General features: G+C 70.6%; 16 protein-coding genes and 1 pseudogene. 7 read left to right on the top strand and 10 right to left on the bottom strand.

Going from position 1 to position 16,101, the window contains the following annotated elements; translation table 11 throughout:
• Nucleotides 1-101 precede the first annotated feature (101 nt).
• Nucleotides 102-1,940 carry a prolyl oligopeptidase family serine peptidase gene (locus ABZ078_RS32170; protein ID WP_356581120.1) on the bottom strand — a complete coding sequence of 613 codons (1,839 nt, stop codon included), beginning with the start codon at nt 1,938-1,940 and terminating at the stop codon, nt 102-104.
• An 80-nt stretch (nt 1,941-2,020) separates the two neighbouring features.
• Between ABZ078_RS32170 and ABZ078_RS32165 the strand changes: the two are divergent.
• The 3 genes and pseudogenes from ABZ078_RS32165 to ABZ078_RS32155 all read left to right on the top strand — a co-directional run.
• Nucleotides 2,021-2,538: pseudogene (locus ABZ078_RS32165) on the top strand (hypothetical protein); the annotation flags it as partial.
• 64 nt (nt 2,539-2,602) lie between these two features.
• Complete coding sequence (locus ABZ078_RS32160; protein ID WP_356581118.1) at nt 2,603-2,977, top strand: nuclear transport factor 2 family protein; 375 nt, start codon at nt 2,603-2,605, stop codon at nt 2,975-2,977.
• A gap of 55 nt (nt 2,978-3,032) precedes the next feature.
• A complete protein-coding gene (locus ABZ078_RS32155) occupies nt 3,033-3,893 on the top strand; it encodes an SURF1 family protein (RefSeq protein WP_356581116.1) in 861 nt (286 codons plus the stop codon).
• A gap of 85 nt (nt 3,894-3,978) precedes the next feature.
• Here the strand turns inward: ABZ078_RS32155 and ABZ078_RS32150 are convergent, their stop codons facing one another.
• The 4 genes from ABZ078_RS32150 to ABZ078_RS32135 form a co-directional block, all read right to left on the bottom strand.
• Complete coding sequence (locus tag ABZ078_RS32150; protein ID WP_356581114.1) at nt 3,979-5,196, bottom strand: hypothetical protein; 1,218 nt, start codon at nt 5,194-5,196, stop codon at nt 3,979-3,981.
• On the bottom strand, nt 5,193-5,867 hold the full coding sequence (locus tag ABZ078_RS32145) for a SigE family RNA polymerase sigma factor (protein ID WP_356581112.1): 675 nt from the start codon (nt 5,865-5,867) through the stop codon (nt 5,193-5,195). Before ABZ078_RS32145 ends, ABZ078_RS32150 begins: the two co-directional genes overlap by 4 nt.
• 408 nt (nt 5,868-6,275) lie before the next feature.
• Entirely contained in the window at nt 6,276-7,340 is a 1,065-nt protein-coding gene (locus ABZ078_RS32140; protein WP_356581110.1) for an aspartate-semialdehyde dehydrogenase, read from the bottom strand.
• Entirely contained in the window at nt 7,340-8,617 is a 1,278-nt protein-coding gene (locus ABZ078_RS32135) for an aspartate kinase (RefSeq protein ID WP_356581108.1), read from the bottom strand. Before ABZ078_RS32135 ends, ABZ078_RS32140 begins: the two co-directional genes overlap by 1 nt.
• Before the next feature lie 290 nt (nt 8,618-8,907).
• Here ABZ078_RS32135 and ABZ078_RS32130 point away from each other — a divergent pair, with 290 nt between their 5' ends.
• The 4 genes from ABZ078_RS32130 (at nt 8,908) to ABZ078_RS32115 (ending at nt 13,039) form a co-directional block, all read left to right on the top strand.
• On the top strand, nt 8,908-9,684 hold the full coding sequence (locus tag ABZ078_RS32130) for a tRNA-dependent cyclodipeptide synthase (protein ID WP_356581106.1): 777 nt from the start codon (nt 8,908-8,910) through the stop codon (nt 9,682-9,684).
• A complete protein-coding gene (locus ABZ078_RS32125; protein ID WP_356581104.1) occupies nt 9,674-10,861 on the top strand; it encodes a cytochrome P450 in 1,188 nt (395 codons plus the stop codon). The genes ABZ078_RS32130 and ABZ078_RS32125 overlap by 11 nt, the downstream gene beginning before the upstream one ends.
• Before the next feature lie 106 nt (nt 10,862-10,967).
• A complete protein-coding gene (locus tag ABZ078_RS32120) occupies nt 10,968-11,672 on the top strand; it encodes a response regulator transcription factor (protein WP_356581102.1) in 705 nt (234 codons plus the stop codon).
• On the top strand, nt 11,669-13,039 hold the full coding sequence (locus tag ABZ078_RS32115; RefSeq protein WP_356581100.1) for a HAMP domain-containing sensor histidine kinase: 1,371 nt from the start codon (nt 11,669-11,671) through the stop codon (nt 13,037-13,039). Before ABZ078_RS32120 ends, ABZ078_RS32115 begins: the two co-directional genes overlap by 4 nt.
• On the opposite strand, the gene ABZ078_RS32110 is transcribed toward ABZ078_RS32115, so the two are convergent.
• The 5 genes from ABZ078_RS32110 to ABZ078_RS32090 all read right to left on the bottom strand — a co-directional run bounded on the left by ABZ078_RS32110 (nt 13,005) and on the right by ABZ078_RS32090 (nt 15,889).
• On the bottom strand, nt 13,005-13,532 hold the full coding sequence (locus tag ABZ078_RS32110) for an SgcJ/EcaC family oxidoreductase (protein WP_356581098.1): 528 nt from the start codon (nt 13,530-13,532) through the stop codon (nt 13,005-13,007). The genes ABZ078_RS32115 and ABZ078_RS32110 overlap by 35 nt on opposite strands.
• A gap of 217 nt (nt 13,533-13,749) precedes the next feature.
• The gene (locus ABZ078_RS32105) at nt 13,750-14,196 is read right to left on the bottom strand and encodes a hypothetical protein (RefSeq protein WP_356581096.1); all 447 of its coding nucleotides are present in this window, start codon (nt 14,194-14,196) and stop codon (nt 13,750-13,752) included.
• A gap of 4 nt (nt 14,197-14,200) precedes the next feature.
• Nucleotides 14,201-14,860, bottom strand: a complete 660-nt coding sequence (locus ABZ078_RS32100; protein ID WP_356581094.1) for a DUF5063 domain-containing protein — start codon at nt 14,858-14,860, stop codon at nt 14,201-14,203.
• Entirely contained in the window at nt 14,853-15,452 is a 600-nt protein-coding gene (gene recR / locus ABZ078_RS32095; RefSeq protein ID WP_030053254.1) for a recombination mediator RecR, read from the bottom strand. The genes ABZ078_RS32100 and recR overlap by 8 nt, the downstream gene beginning before the upstream one ends.
• Before the next feature lie 92 nt (nt 15,453-15,544).
• Nucleotides 15,545-15,889, bottom strand: coding sequence for a YbaB/EbfC family nucleoid-associated protein (locus ABZ078_RS32090; RefSeq protein WP_356581091.1), 345 nt, complete (start codon nt 15,887-15,889; stop codon nt 15,545-15,547).
• Nucleotides 15,890-16,101 lie beyond the last annotated feature (212 nt).

Raw genomic sequence — 16,101 nt, 5'->3', positions numbered from 1 at the left:
GTGCCGGCCGTTCTGGTGGGGAGTCGGTGGTACGTCGATGGGCGCGACGGGAGTGAGGGCGCTGCGCAGGAAGTGGGCGAGGGCGGGGTCGACGAACCGCCCTACTTCGACGCCCCACCCGCCAAGTGCCGCTCCGCGAAGTCCAGTTCCAGTCCGACCTGCTTGATCCGCTCGTCCACCACCAGCGATCCGTGCCCCGCGTCGTACCGGTACACCTCGTGCACCGCCCCACGGGCCTGAAGCCGCTCCACGTAGTTGTCGATCTGCCGGATCGGGCAGCGCGGGTCGTTCACACCCGCCGAGATGTAGACCGGTGCCTTGACCTGGTCGACGTACGTCAGCGGTGACGACGCCTCGTAGCGCTCCGGCACCTCCTCCGGGGTGCCGCCCAGCAGGGTGCGGTCCATGGCCTTCAGCGCCTCCATCTCGTCGTGGTACGCCGTGACGTAGTCGGCGACCGGGACCGCCGCGATGCCCAGCGTCCACGCGTCCGGCTGGGTGCCGAGGCCGAGGAGGGTGAGGTACCCGCCCCACGAACCGCCGGTCAGGATCAGCCGGTCAGGATCGGCGAGCCCGGACGTCACCGCCCACTCGCGCACCGCCGCGATGTCCTCCAGCTCGATCAGCCCGACCCGGTGCTTGAGCGCGTCCGTCCACGCGCGTCCGTACCCCGTCGAGCCGCGGTAGTTGACCCGCACCACCGCGTACCCGTGGTCCACCCAGGCCGCCGGTCCCGCCGCGAACGCGTCGCTGTCGTGCCAGGTCGGGCCCCCGTGGATGTCGAACACGGTCGGGAGCGGGCCCTCGACGCCCTCCGGTCGCTGCACGAGTGCGTGGATGCGGCCGCCCGGGCCCTCGACCCACACGTCCTCCACCGGGACCGAGCCCGGGGACTTCATGCCGGGCGGGTCCAGCACCACCCGGCCCGTCGTCGAGCGCACCGCCGACGGCTCCGCCGCCGACGACCACAGGTACTCCACGCTGCCGTCCGGACGGGCCGTCGCCCCGGACACCGAACCCGCCGGGGTCGGGACGCTCACCAGCTCACGGCCGGCCAGGTCGTACCGGAACAGCTCGCTGCGCGCCTCGAAGCTGTGCACGATCAGCAGACCGGCCCCGTCGGGACACCACTGCGCGCTCACATCGCCCGGCAGCTCCAGCGCGAGGTCCGTCTCCTCACCCGTCGCCACGTCCCACACCAGCGGCTCCCAGCGGCCGCGCCTCTGGTGGCCGATGAGCAGGCGCGTGTCGCCGTCGACCGGCGCGAAGCCCAGGACCTCCAGGCCGAGTTCCTCGGAGCCGCCCTTGGTGTCGTCGAGTTCGGCGACCGCCGTGCCGTCGGTGCGCAGCACGCGCAGTGCCGAGTGCATCGCGTCGCCGTGCTCGGTGTGCTCGATGGCGATCAGTCTGCCGTCGTGCGAGAGGTCGCCGACGCCCGCGGACTCACGGTGGCGGTACAGCTCCACCGGCGGCTCGCCGGTGCGGGTCAGGTGAATCGTCGTGCCGTCCTCGTCCGTGGAGCGGCCCACGATCGCCGTACGGCCGTCCCGGCCCAGGGCCAGGCCCGCCGGGTAGGACGGGTCCAGGCCCGGCGCCGCGAGCTCGTCCTCGCCGCCGTCGAACCGCTGGCGGCGCCAGACGCCGAACTCGTCGCCGTCCTTGTCGTCGAACCACCAGATCCACGCGCCGTCCGGGGTGAGCACGCCGTCCGTCGTGCCGTTCGGCCGGTCGGTCACCTGGCGCTGCTCGCCCGTCTTACGGTCCCAGGCGTACAGCTCGTACGTCCCTGTGGCGTTCGACACGAACAAGGAGCGGTCCGGTGCGTCCTCCGCCCAGTCGGGCAGCGACACCCGAGGCGCCCTGAAGCGCTTCTCCCAGTCCGGCATGTCCTTGTCCTGCTTGTGGTGATCCCGCGAATCGGACCCGTGGCTCTCAGTCATGGGCCCATAGTGCCTGGCCCGGCCGACAATGCGCTGGCGAGGCCCCCAGCCTGTGGATAACTTCGCGACCACGCCGCCACATCCCCCACGGGCGTCCCCGCAGACCTCACGGAGTCCCCGCGGACTCGGACCGCAACCTCGACGGCTTCCGCGCCGGGGCCGATGCCCTGCGCGACTGCGAGCCGGCGCAGGTGGAGGACGTGACGGGCTGCGGGCAGGTCGCTGCCGCACCTGCAGTGCCACAGTGGCCTGGACACCCTGTCCTGGGCGCGGCACGGCGCCGCCCGCGTCGTGAGCCCGAACTTCTCCGAACCGGCGGTGGACGTCGCCCGCTCGCTCCCCGGCCCCGGCCAGTCGGCCTTCGTCGCGGCCGACGTGTTCGACGCGGCCGAGGCGGTACGGGACCCCTCGTACGCCATCGTCTGCACCGGCGGGGCGCGCTGGACGCGCAGGTCTTCGACGTCCCCGGCCCGTACGGCTCCGACAGCGCCGACAGCGCCGACACTGTCGACACCGTCGACACCGCAGTGTCGAGTGGAAGCACACGATCGGCGACCCCGTCTCCGCGCTCGCGGCCGCCAGGCTGCGCGTCGAGTTCCCGCGCACGAGGGCGTTCGCGCAGGTCAGAGCGGTTGTCAGTGGCGAGGTGCAGACTTTGCGGCATGACGGATCTGCGCAAGACAGTCGAGCGCTTCTGGGCCGCCGCCGAGGCCCGGGACTGGGACGCCTTCGCCGGGACGCTCGCCGAGGGCGTCGTCTACACGCTGCCGCAGACGCGCGAGCGGATAGCCGGACGGGAGCGGTATGTGCGGTTCAACCGGGAGTATCCGGGGGACTGGCATCTGCGGATCGAGCGGGTGGTCGCCGAGCCGAGCCAGGTCGTGACCTGGCTCCATGTCACGGTGGGGCTGGAGGAGATGTACGCCGTCTCCTTCTTCACGGGGGACGAGAGCGGCCGCATAGCCACGATCACGGACTTCTGGCCGGAGCCGTACGAGCCACCGGCGGGCCGGGAGCACCTCGTCGAGCGGTACTGAGACGGGACCGGACCCCGCGCCCCGGCCTCCGGCACGGCCCCGTACCGTTGAGAGCGTGTACCGGTTTCTGCTGACGCCCCGTTGGTGGGGGATCAACGTCTTCGTGCTGCTCGCCATCCCCTTCTGCGTGTTCATGGGGTCATGGCAGCTCAGCCGGTTCGAGGCACGGGTGGAGGACCACCGCAACGCCGGTGAGCAGGCCGCGGAGAACAAGCAGGAGCCGGCCCGTCCGCTCACCGAGCTGCTGCCCGTCGACAAGGCCACGGTGGGCCGGCAGGCCACCGCGAGCGGGCGGTACGGCAAGCAGTTGCTGGTGCCGGACCGGGAGCTGGACGGCAAGCAGGGCTACTACGTCCTGACGCTGCTGCGCACCGACGAAGGCAAGGCGCTGCCGGTCGTGCGGGGCTGGCTGCCCGGCGACGCCGACCGGGCCGAGGCCCCCGCCGCGCCCACCGGCGAGGTCACGGTGACCGGCGCGCTCCAGGCGTCCGAGGTGCCGGGTGAGAACGGCGTTCCGGCACGAGGTGGTCTGCCGTCCGGACAGACGGCGGCGATCAGCGCGGCGTCGCTGGTGAACCTGGTGTCGTACGACGTCTACGACGCCTGGATCACCCTCGGCAAGGCCGACTCCGGCATGAAGCCCGTGCCGGTGACCGCCGCCAACGACACCGGCCTCGACCTGAAGGCGTTCCAGAACCTCGGCTACACCGGTGAGTGGTTCGTCTTCGCGGGCTTCGTGGTCTTCATGTGGTTCCGGCTGCTCCGCCGCGACATGGAGTTCGCCCGGGACGCGGAACTGGGCCTGGTGCCGGACGAGGAGACCGACGGGCCCGAGGCCGGATCCGGGGACGGATCCGGAGCCGACCGGCCGGAGAAGCCGACCGAGGACCAGCCGCAGGAGCGGACGAACGCCTAGCGCGGCGCGGCGGGTCCGGCAGCGAGCGGACGACGCCGGTCGAGCAGGGCTCGGGCGCTGGGCAGGGCCCGCCCGCCCCTGGCCGCTACGCCCCTGCCAGCAATCCCGTCCAGTAGATGGTGCCCGCGCACGCGTTGGACACCGTCACCGCGTCCGTCGTTCCCGCCTCCGTCGTGTTGGAGATCGTGACGCTGCCGTCGGCCGTGCCCTCCGCGGCGAGCATCTGGGTCGACATGCCGGTGTCACCACCCGTGGAGGTGCCCTCGGCCGCGCCGGTGGTGCCCGGGGTCGGGGTCGGGGTGGGTGACGGGTCACCGCCGCCGCCCCCCACCGTGCCGCCGGAGTTGTCGCCCGTGGTGGGACACGTGTCCGTGGGAATCCAGGCGAACCTCACCTGGTACGAGTCGCCCGGCTTGAGGACGAGTGAGGTGAGTTCCAAGGACGGGTCGGGCAGACCGGCCGCGGGGTCGCCCGCGACATGCCGGACCGGCTCGCCGATCTTCGTGGCGTCCGCGGCGCCGGCCGTGGCACGGCTGACCGTGCCCGGGCTGCTCACCGTGCAGTCGGCGGTGGAGATGTTGCTGAAGCGGAAGGTGCCGTACACCGCGCCCGAGGAGTCGGGGACATCGGCGGTCGCACCGGCCGAGCCGAGCTGCTCGGCGGTGCAGACGGGCACGCCGGCCGGGCTGGTCGCCAAGGGGTCGTCGGGGCTTCCGGAGCCGGTACCCGGGCCGCTGCCGGTGTCCTTGTCCTTCTCCTTCGCGCTCTCCTTGCCCTTGTTCTCGGTCTTGCCCGAGGAGCCGCCGGCGGTGCTCTCGCCGCCCTCGGTCTCCTTGCCCTGACCGGACCCGCCCTGCGCCTGCTCACCGTGGCCGGCGTTCGACGAGTTCACGCTGGCGCCGGTGGAGTTGGACACGTGCACCAGGGCCGGGACGGCGGTGCCGACGAAGAGCACCGCGGCCGCCGCGCCGACGAGCGCCTGCCGCTTGCGCGCCCGCCGCGCGGGCACCGCCCGCCGCAGATGGTCCAGCGTGCCGTCGCGCGGTTCGATCTCCTCGACCGCCTGGTGCAGTATGCGGCGCAGTGCCAGCTCGTCCGAGTCGAGCCCTTCGGGGCCCTGGTCGTCGGGGCCGTGGTTCACAGTTCCGTTCCCAGCGTGCGATTGCTTCGGCTCTTGGTGGTCCGGCCGCTCCGTCGGCTCACGTATCCCCCGCTGCTCGAACGGCGTCGGGGGATCCCCGGAGGGCTCATGGGGGACGTGCAGATGACGCCGCCCCTCGTGGTCGTGGCTGTCCCCGCTCATGCCGGCGCCTCCATGGCGACCCGCAGCGCCGCGATGCCCCGCGAGCCGTACGCCTTGACCGAGCCCAGCGAGATGCCGAGCGTCTCGGCGACCTGAGCCTCGGTCATGTCCGCGAAGTACCGCAGGACCAGCACCTCGCGCTGCCGGCGCTGCAGGCCCTTCATCGCCCGGATCAGCGAGTCGCGCTCCAGTTGGTCGTACGCCCCCTCCTCCGCGCTCGCCATGTCGGGCATGGGCTTGGAGAGCAGCTTCAGGCCCAGTATCCGGCGGCGCAGAGCCGAGCGGGACAGGTTGACGACGGTCTGACGCAGGTAGGCCAGCGTCTTCTCCGGGTCACGGACGCGCTTGCGCGCGGAGTGGACGCGGATGAATGCCTCCTGAACGACGTCCTCGCAGGAGGCGGTGTCGTCGAGGAGGAGCGCCGCGAGGCCCAGCAGCGAGCGGTAGTGGGCCCGGTAGGTCTCGGTGAGGTGGTCGACGGTCGTACCGGCCGCCGCGGTGCTCTCGGCATGCTCGGCACCGTCGCGCTGACTGGGAATGCGGGCGGGCCGCGCTGCGGGCATGGGCGCGATCACCGGCATGCCGCCGGGCGCCCCGGGCATACGGGGCCGGCGGGGCGGCCGTAGAGCCGTACCGCGGGTCGCCGCGCTGAAGTCGAGTACCTCTGCCACGCCAGTTGGACACGCGTCCCCCCGTGAGGGTTGTACGTGCCTGACGTCACTTTTGCGCCAGCCCCCGCAGCCGCGGTCCGCACAGCGGACCGTCTCGTGCCAGGCAGCACAACTGACAGTGCGTCAAACGCCCACATGCCTACCCGCTCTTCCCTTATCCCGTATGAACGGGCGTCCCCACGCCCTGCCCATGGCGTCCCCACGCCGAAAACGCGTCTCGCGCCCCGTAAGGGCGAGCGCAAAGACGCTCCCCGCCCTGCAAGCGGTTGCAAGGCGGGGAGAAAAATCTTCTGCTGCCACCGAGGTCCGGATCAAGTGGTGCGGACCATCGTTCGGCTCACATTCCTCACACAGATCCTACAAACGTTTCAGTCGGGACCCAGGAGTTTTCCGGCACCACGGGCGATCTCACGAAAACTCCGCCGCCACGAGCTCGGCGATCTGCGCGGTGTTGAGCGCGGCGCCCTTGCGCAAGTTGTCTCCGCAGACGAAGAGTTCGAGCGCCGTCGGGTCGTCGAGCGCGCGCCGCACCCGCCCGACCCAGGTGGGGTCCGTACCCACCACGTCGGCGGGTGTCGGGAACTCCCCGGCCGCCGGGTCGTCGCACAGCACGACCCCGGGTGTCGTGGCGAGGATCTCGCGCGCCTTGGCGACCGTGACCTCGCCCTCGAAGCGGGCGTGCACGGTCAGCGAGTGCCCGGTCAGCACCGGCACCCGCACACAGGTCACGGCGACCGGCAGCTTCGGCAGCCCGAGGATCTTGCGGGACTCGTCCCGCACCTTCATCTCCTCCGACGACCAGCCGTCCTCGCGCAGCGACCCGGCCCACGGCACGACGTTCAGCGCGACCGGCTCCGGGAACGGCCCGGTGTTGTCGCCGACGGCCCGCCGTACGTCACCGGGGCTGGTGCCCAGGTCCGTGCCGGCGACCAGGGACAACTGCTGCCGGAGCGTCTCCACGCCGGCGCGCCCGGCCCCGCTGACCGCCTGGTACGAGGACACCACCAGGGAGCGCAGCCCGAACTCGGCGTGCAGCGCGCCCAGCGCCACGATCATGGAGAGGGTGGTGCAGTTGGGGTTGGCGACGATCCCGCGCGGCCGCATCCGCACCGTGTGCGGGTTGACCTCGGGGACGACGAGGGGCACCTCCGGGTCCATCCGGAAGGCGCCCGAGTTGTCCACCACCACCGCGCCCTTGGCGGCGGCGACCGGCGCCCACCGGGCGGCCACCTCGTCCGGTACGTCGAACATCGCGACGTCGATCCCGGCGAAGGCCTCCTCGGTGAGCGCGACCACCTCGACCTCCTCGCCGCGCACGGCCAGCTTGCGGCCGGCCGAGCGCGGCGAGGCGATCAGGCGGATCTCACCCCAGATGTCCGCGCGTTGGGACAGGATCTGGAGCATGACCGTGCCGACGGCTCCGGTCGCTCCCACGACCGCGAGCGTCGGTCGACGGCATCCCGGACCGCCCATCAGCGGCCGGTGCCTCCGTACACGACAGCCTCGTCGCTGTCGGAGTCGAGCCCGAAGGCGGTGTGCACGGCGCGCACGGCCTCGTTGACGTCGTCGGCGCGGGTGACGACCGAGATACGGATCTCGGAGGTCGAGATCAGCTCGATGTTCACGCCGGCGTCGGACAGGGCCGTGAAGAAGTCGGCCGTGACGCCCGGGTTGGTCTTCATGCCGGCGCCGACGAGGGAGATCTTGCCGATCTGGTCGTCGTAGCGCAGCGAGTCGAAGCCGATGCCGTGCTTGTTCTTCTCCAGGGCGTCGATGGCCTTGCGGCCCTCGGCCTTGGGCAGCGTGAAGGAGATGTCCGTGAGTCCCGTGGACGCCGCGGACACGTTCTGCACGATCATGTCGATGTTGATCTCGGCGTCGGAGATCGTGCGGAAGATCGCGGCGGCCTCGCCCGGCTTGTCCGGCACGCCGACGACCGTGACCTTGGCCTCGGAGGTGTCGTGCGCGACACCGGAGATGATGGCCTGCTCCACCTGCTTGTCCCCTTGATCGATCGGCTCGCTGCTGACCCACGTGCCCTGGAGTCCGCTGAAGGACGACCGGACGTGGATCGGGATGTTGTAGCGGCGGGCGTACTCCACACACCGGTGGAGCAGCACCTTCGAGCCGGACGCAGCCAGCTCCAGCATGTCCTCGAAGGAGATCCAGTCGATCTTCTTCGCCTTCTTCACCACACGCGGGTCGGCGGTGAACACACCGTCGACGTCGGTGTAGATCTCGCACACCTCGGCGTCCAGCGCCGCCGCGAGCGCCACCGCGGTCGTGTCGGAACCGCCGCGCCCGAGCGTGGTGATGTCCTTCTTGTCCTGGCTGACGCCCTGGAACCCGGCGACGATGGCGATGTTGCCCTGGTCGATGGACTCCCGGATCCGGCCCGGCGTCACATCGATGATCCGGGCTTTGTTGTGGACCGAGTCGGTGATGACGCCTGCCTGGCTGCCGGTGAAGGACTGGGCCTCGTGGCCCAGGTTCTTGATCGCCATGGCCAGCAGTGCCATGGAGATACGCTCCCCGGCGGTCAGCAGCATGTCGAACTCACGCCCCGCAGGCATCGGCGATACCTGCTCGGCGAGATCGATCAGCTCGTCCGTCGTGTCGCCCATCGCGGAAACGACGACGACCACCTGGTGGCCGTTCTTCTTCGCTTCCACGATCCGCTTGGCGACGCGCTTGATGCCCTCGGCATCGGCTACGGAGGAGCCTCCGTACTTCTGCACGACAAGGCCCACGTGCGCTCCTCGCTCAGTCCGTGTGTGTCGGCTCAGTCTATCGAGCGTCCGAAAACGACCTTGGGGTTCCCAGATGGTGAGATTCCGACGCTCCGGGATGGTGTCTGCCCGGTGGGGAGCGGAGCACTCCGGAAAGTGGGACAGGTCACTAGCGGACGTGCGGCAGCGGCCACGGGCGACCCATGAGGCCATTGACGCTCTCCGTAGTCGACCGCTAACTTCGCGTCGTCGTCGCCACACCAGGAGCACACGGCTCCATCGGGACTTGCGACGCGAAGGACTCTCCTCCTTTGACGACTGCGACCGCTTCAGAGATCCAGCACGTCACTCGGGCCGATACGACGGACGATTCCCCGCCCGACCTTTTCAAGATCCAGCCCTTCACACCCCACTGCGAAGTCATCCGCCTCGCCGGCGACCACGCCGTCATCGGCGTCTCCCCCGGCAACAGCTACTTCTCCGCCCGCCGGGTCCACGACCTCGCCCGCTGGGGCCTCGCCCACTTCGAGCGGGTGGACTTCGTCCACACCGACCTGTACGTGGCCGAGATGTACGCGGCGTCCGGCTATCCGCCCGAGGACGCGCGCCGCAAGGCGGTGAAGAACCTGCGCGGCGTGCGGGCCAAGGTCCTGGGCGCCGTCCGGGCCGTCGACCCCGGCGGCACCCGCCTGCGCGCCCACGCCATGTCCGACTTCCGCGGCAACCCGGCGTACCGCGAGATCCACGACCACCTCCAGGTCCGGCTCGCCACCGACGACGAGTTCCGCACGACCTGCGAGAAGCTCGTCGACTCCTTCCTCGCCGGTAAGACGACCGGGAGGACGACCGGGGAGTCGGGGCGCGCGAGCGACGCCCAGCGCGAGGTCTGCCTGGCCTACGTCTGCGCCGAGGCCCCCCTCTTCCTGGACACCCCCGCCATCCTCGGTGTCCCCTCCTCCCTCAACTGCTACCACCAGCTGCTGCCGATGGCCGAGCTGCTCTACTCCCGGGGCGCCGGACTGCGCGCCTCCCGCAACCAGGGTCACGCCATCGTGACGCCGGCCGAGGGGGCCACCGATGCCGACTGAAGCCCTCATCGACTTCCCGTTCTCCTGGCGCGGCGATCAACTCCCGGTCGAGGTCGAGGAGTTGCGCACCATCTCTCCCGTACGCCGCGTCCGCACCATCGCCGGTGACGAGGCCTGGCTGGTGTCGTCGTACGCGCTGTGCAAGCAGGTCCTCGAAGACCCGCGCTTCAGCCTGAAGGACACCTCCGCCCCGGGCGTGCCCCGCCAGTACGCGCTGACGATCCCGCCGGAGGTCGTCAACAACATGGGGAACATCACCGGCGCCGGGCTGCGCAAAGCCGTACTGAAGGCGCTGAACCCGAAGAGTCCCGGCCTCGCGGAGTGGATGCGGGCGTACGCCGCCGAGCTCGTCGACGGGCTGATCCGCGAGGGCGCCCCGGCGGACCTGCGCGGCGGCTTCGCCGACCCGTACTCGGCGGGCATGCACTGCCGCATCCTCGGCATCCCGCCGGCGGACGCGCCCCGGCTGATGCGGAGCCTGGACATCGCGTTCATGAACTCGGCCTGCCCGGTCGCCGGCGCCCGGCTGAACTGGGACCGCGACATCTCCTACATGACCAAGCGGCTCGACGACCCGGCGACGACGGGTCTGATGGCCGAGCTGGCGGCCCTGCGCGAGGACCCGGACTACGGCCACCTCACCGACGAAATGCTCGCGACGGTCGGGGTGACGATGTTCGGCGCGGGGGTCATCTCCACCTCGGGCTTCCTGACCATGGCGCTGGTGTCGCTGATCCAGCACCCCGAGCTGCACGCCCGCCTCCTCGCCGACCGCGGTCTGGTCCCCGCCGCCGTGGACGAGTTGCTGCGCATCAACCTGTCCATCGGCGACGGTCTGCCGCGGCTGGCGACCGAGGACGTGACGCTGGGAGAGGTGGAGGTGAGGGCGGGCGAGCTCGTCCTGGTCCTGGTCGAGGGCGCGAACTTCGACCCGGCCGCCTTCCCCGACCCGCACACGGTGGACCTCGGCCGCGAGAACGCCACGGCCCACCTGTCCTTCGGCGGCGGCCGCCACTACTGCCCCGCCACCGCCCTCGGCCGCAAGCATGCGGAAGTCGCCCTGGAGGCGCTGCTGGAGCGGATGCCGGGGCTGCGCCTGGCGGTGCCGATCGAACAGTTGGTGTGGCGGACCGGGTTCATGAAACGGATCCCGGAGCGGCTGCCGGTGATGTGGTAGCCGACCCTTTGTCCGACATGTCTACCATGTCTGTCATGTCCACCTATTCCTAGCTATCAGGCTCGGCGACCGACCATCTTTAACTTCAACCACTATGGTTCGCCCTGTGCGCGTACTGCTGGTGGAAGACGACGAACCGGTCGCCGAGTCGCTCCGGCGAGGACTGCTGCGTTACGGCTTCGAGGTGGCCTGGGTCACCACGGGGGCCGCGGCCCTGAGCCACGACGATCCCTACGACGTCGTACTCCTCGATCTCGGCCTGCCCGACACCGACGGTCTCGACGTCTGCAAGACGCTGCGCGAGCGCGGCGACACGCCGATCATCGTGATCAGCGCCCGCAGCGACGAGACGGACCGGGTGGTCGGGCTGGAACTCGGCGCGGACGACTACGTCTCCAAGCCGTTCGGCGTCCGTGAGGTCATCGCGCGGATTCGGGCGGTGATGCGCCGGATGCAGCCCCGTACGCCCGCTGCCGCCGCCGAAGCCGGTCCGGACCGCCTCGGCCCGCGCCTGACCATCGACCGCAAGGCCGCCCGCGTCCGCCTGGACGGCGAGGAGGTGGCCCTCGCGCCCAAGGAGTACGACCTGCTGGCCTTCCTCACCGAGGAGCCCGGGGCGCTGATGTCCCGCGAGCAGATCATGGAAGCGGTCTGGGACGCGAACTGGTTCGGGCCGACGAAGACCCTGGACGTGCATGTGGCGGCGCTGCGGCGCAAGCTGGCCGGCGCGATCACGATCGAGGCGGTGCGCGGGGTCGGCTTCCGGCTGGAGATCGTCAAGGGCGCCGAGAACGGCAGCGCCGCGTCATGATCCGTCAGCTCGTCCGCAGTTACATCCTGCTCGTGGCGATCGCCATCGCCCTGTTCACGGTGCCGGTGGCGTTCTCGCTCACCGCCCAGTTGCGGGCCGACACCAAGGCGTCCGTGCTGCGCGAGGCCAACACCATGTCCCTGCTGCTGGCCAACGGCGACACCACCTCGTGTCAGGCCCTGCAGCAGATGGCCGATGCCTACGCCCAGGAGACACCCGGCGACGTCCAGGTGTCCGGCCCCGCGCACTGCGCGCCGACTCTGGAGCGCCCACGGCGGGACTCGGCCCTGGCCAAGGCCCTCGACGAGGGCTATCGCACGACCGACTGGGGCTCCTCCTTCATCTGGGGTCCCGATCTGGTGATCACCGACCCCGCCCGCGTCGGCGGCAAGGGCCCGGTCGTCGGCGCCGTACGCATCGTGTACTCCACCCACGAGATGACCAACCGCCTGTGGACGATCTGGGGCTTCCGGGCGATCCTCGCGCTGCTCGTCCTCGGCGTGGCCGCCGTCATCGGTGCCGTGGCCGCCCGCCGCCTCACCCGGCCGCTGCGTCAGCTCAACGACATGGCGAGCAAGTTCAGCGACGGCGATCTGACGGCCCGTTCCCCGGTGACGGGCCCCCCGGAGACGCAGACGCTGGCGCGCACCCTCAACCAGGGTGCGGAACGCCTGGACACGCTGATCGCGGCCCAGCGCATCTTCGTGGCGGACGCCTCGCACCAACTGCGGACTCCTTTGACGGCGTTGCGGCTGTCCCTGGACAACATCGCGGACGGGGTCGAGGACGAGTTCGTCCGCGAGGACGTGGAACAGGCGACGGCGGAGGTCGTCCGGATGAGCCGCCTGGTCAACGGCCTTCTGGTGCTGGCCCGGGCCGAGGCCAAGGTGGCCGCGGCCGAGCCGCTCACGCTGATGGACATCGTGCGGGAACGGCTCGCGGTGTGGAGGCCGGCCGCCGACGAGCGCGGAGTCACCATCGCGCTCAGGGGGAGTGCCGACGGCCGGCTGTCTGTGCTGGCCAGCCCCGGTGCTCTGGACCAGGTGCTGGACAACGTGCTCTCCAACGCCCTGGAGGTCTCACCGGACGGCGGGACGATCACCGTTCGTGTGGAGCCCCAGGGCGACGTGGTGGGGCTGTCGATCCTGGACGAGGGACCCGGCATGTCGGACGCCGAGAAGTCCCGCGCCTTCGACCGCTTCTGGCGCGGTCAGGGCCTGACCGGGAAGTCCGGTTCCGGCCTCGGCCTCGCCGTCGTCAAGCAGTTGGTGACGGACGACGGCGGGACCGTGACCCTCGGGGACGCGCCCGGGGGCGGGCTGTCGGTGACGATCAGCCTTCGGGCATCTTCGAGGAGTGGTGGTTGACGATGAGCCACTTGCCGTCCGACTGCTTCTCGTACGCGTACGTGTAGCGGGCCTTGACGGTGCTCCTCTGGCCGGTCTTCGGGTCGGTGAGCGCGAACTCGTAGACGCCGGCGTCGATCGCGGTGTTCCTGTCGAGGATGTTGACGTGCGACTCGATCTTCGTGCCGACCGGCTTGTTCTGCAGGAAGTGCTCGAAGTAGTCGACGATCTCGGCACCGTCCGAGCGGACGTTGTTGGAGACGGTCGGCAGCAGGACCGCGTCCTTCGCGTACAGGCCGGCCACGGTCTTGGGGTCGCCGGTCTGCAGAGCGGCGTTCCACTGGTCGAACAGGCCGAGCACCTGCGCCTTGGTGACCGCCTTGCTGTGCTTCTTCTCCGGCTTCGCGGCGGGCGCGGCCCCGGCGACGCCGACACCGGCGGCGAGGGTACCGGCCGCGGCGACGGTCGCGACGGTGATGAAGGCGGCACGCTTGCCTATGGAACGACGGGTCATCGCATCTCCAAGCGAGTCGAGGTGGTCTGACTCCCTCCGCTGTGTCTGCGGTGTTCTCTGCGGGAGTGACTCCAGACTCGCTTTCCGCTGGTTAGCGCCCGTGCAGTGGACGTACAGGCCCGGGACAAGGCGCGACCAATTCACGCGGGGTGCCCGCCCGTTCACCCAGCGGCACGGTTCCGCCCGGAGCCCGGTCGCCGGAACGCGTCCGCACCGCTCACCCGTCCCCTGTCGACACGCTCCCGATGTCGCCCCCCGCCGCGACGGAACGCTCCCCGGAAGCGGTCACGGGCCCGTTCGCGGGCCTCGGCGCCGAGGTGGGCATCGAGGGCGGTGTCGCGGCGGACATCCCGTCCCCGGTGGCGACGGACCCGATGCTCCCGCCCGCGGCGACCGAACGGTCACCGCCGGCGGTGACGCCCGTGGCAGCGCCCGTCGACCGCTGCCCGAGCAGGCCGTGGATCACCAGCGCGAGACCGACCAGCCCCGCCACGCCCCCGGCCACGCTCGCCCACGGATCGGCGGCCTCGACATCGACCACCGCTCCTCCGACGTGCGCCACGGCCCCCGCGCCGCACAGCCCGATCCCTGTCCTCAGCAGCACCTTCGCCCCTGTCCTACGGCGGTCCTCCGGCTGGAGAGCGCCCGCGAGGGCGGGCTGCATGGCGTCACTGCGCCGGACGCAGCCCCAACTGCTCCCCGATCTCCTGCTCCATCACCCTGCCGGCCTCGAACTCAAGGGTCTCGTCGCCCATCGCCTGGTCGGTGTCGAGGCCGTCCAGCTCCTCCAGCGGCTGGTTCAGGCGGACGTGGGCCAGGACCGAGTGCAGGGCGCGCAGGGTCGCCGACGCCGTCGTGCCCCAGTTGGAGAAGTACGAGAACTGCCACCACCACAGGGCCTCCGTGGTGCGTCCGGCGCGGTAGTGGGCCATGCCGTGGCGGAGGTCGGTGATGACGTCGGCCAGATCGTCGGAGATACGGGCCGGGACCGGGGCCTTGCGGGGCTCGTAGGGGTCGAAGACCTCCGAGTAGACGTCCACCGGGTCCAGCAGGCGGGCGAGGTTCTCGCGGAGTTCGTCGACGTCCGGCTCCGGGCCCAGGTCGGGCTCGTAGCGTTCCTCGGGGACGATGTCCTCGTGTGCGCCCAAGCGGCCGCCGGCCAGGAGGAGTTGGGAGACCTCCAGGAGGAGGAAGGGCACGGTCGAACCCGGCTCGTCACCCTTGGCGACCTCCGTGACGGCGACCAGGAAGCTCTCGATCTGGTCCGCGATCTGGACCGCGAAGTCGTCCGGGTTCTGCTCGGTCGCGTGCAGCGTGGCGTCAGACATCTAGGAGTCGTCTCCCCTCGAAGGCGCGGCCGAGGGTGACCTCGTCCGCGTATTCCAGGTCGCCACCCACCGGGAGGCCGCTGGCCAGGCGGGTGACCTTCAGGCCCATGGGCTTGATCATGCGTGCGAGGTACGTGGCCGTGGCCTCGCCCTCGAGATTGGGGTCCGTGGCCAGGATCAGCTCCGTGACCGTCCCGTCGGCCAACCTCGCGAGAAGTTCTCGTATCCGCAGGTCGTCCGGCCCGACACCTTCGATCGGGCTGATCGCGCCGCCGAGGACGTGGTAACGGCCGCGGAACTCCCGGGTCCGCTCGATCGCGACGACGTCCTTCGGCTCCTCGACCACGCAGATGACCGCCGGATCGCGACGCGTGTCCCGGCAGATGTTGCACAGTTCCTCCTGCGCGACGTTCCCGCACGTCGCGCAGAAGCGGACCTTCGCCTTGACCTCCATCAGGGCCTGGGCGAGGCGCCGTACGTCCGTCGGTTCCGCCTGGAGGATGTGGAAGGCGATCCGCTGCGCGCTCTTGGGACCGACGCCGGGCAGCCGCCCCAGCTCGTCGATGAGGTCCTGGACCACGCCTTCGTACAACGGACTGCCGTCCTTCCTGGGGTTCCTTACGGTACGTACGGTAGTTGGCCGCGGCCCGTCTTAGAAAGACAGACCGGGGAACGCCCGTGACGTCAGAACGGCAGACCGGGGATGCCGCTGCCGCCGCCCAGGCCCTGGGCCAGCGGGCCCAGCTTCTGCTGCTGGAGATTCTGCGCGTTGTCGTTGGCCGCCTGTACGGCCGCGACCACCAGGTCGGCGAGGGTCTCGGTGTCCTCCGGGTCCACCGCCTTCGGGTCGATCCGCAGCGCCCTGAGCTCGCCGGCGCCCGTCACCGTCGCCTTCACCAGGCCGCCGCCCGCCTGGCCCTCGACCTCCGTCTGCGCCAGTTCCTCCTGCGCCCGCGCCAGATCCTGCTGCATCTTCTGGGCCTGCTGGAGCAACTGCTGCATGTTGGGCTGGCCACCACCGGGGATCACGATCAGCTCCTTGTGTCTGTTTCCCGTTCAGCACGAGCCTACGTGTTCCGGGCAGCCGTCGCCCCAGCACTCTTTCGAGTGAGAGGAACTGGAGTCCTATACCTGATCAAGACCCACTTCCGGGCGGAAAAGTGGCGAAAGGCATCTCTTCGCCACCCATTGGGCGGTAGGAAGGGTCCGGCGCGTCAGCCTCAGGTGTTGCGTGACGTCGC

It is taken from the genome of Streptomyces sp. NPDC006385 (genome assembly GCF_040612485.1).
Taxonomy (GTDB): Bacteria; Actinomycetota; Actinomycetes; order Streptomycetales; family Streptomycetaceae; genus Streptomyces.
This window is presented reverse-complemented; position numbering and strand designations above follow the sequence as displayed.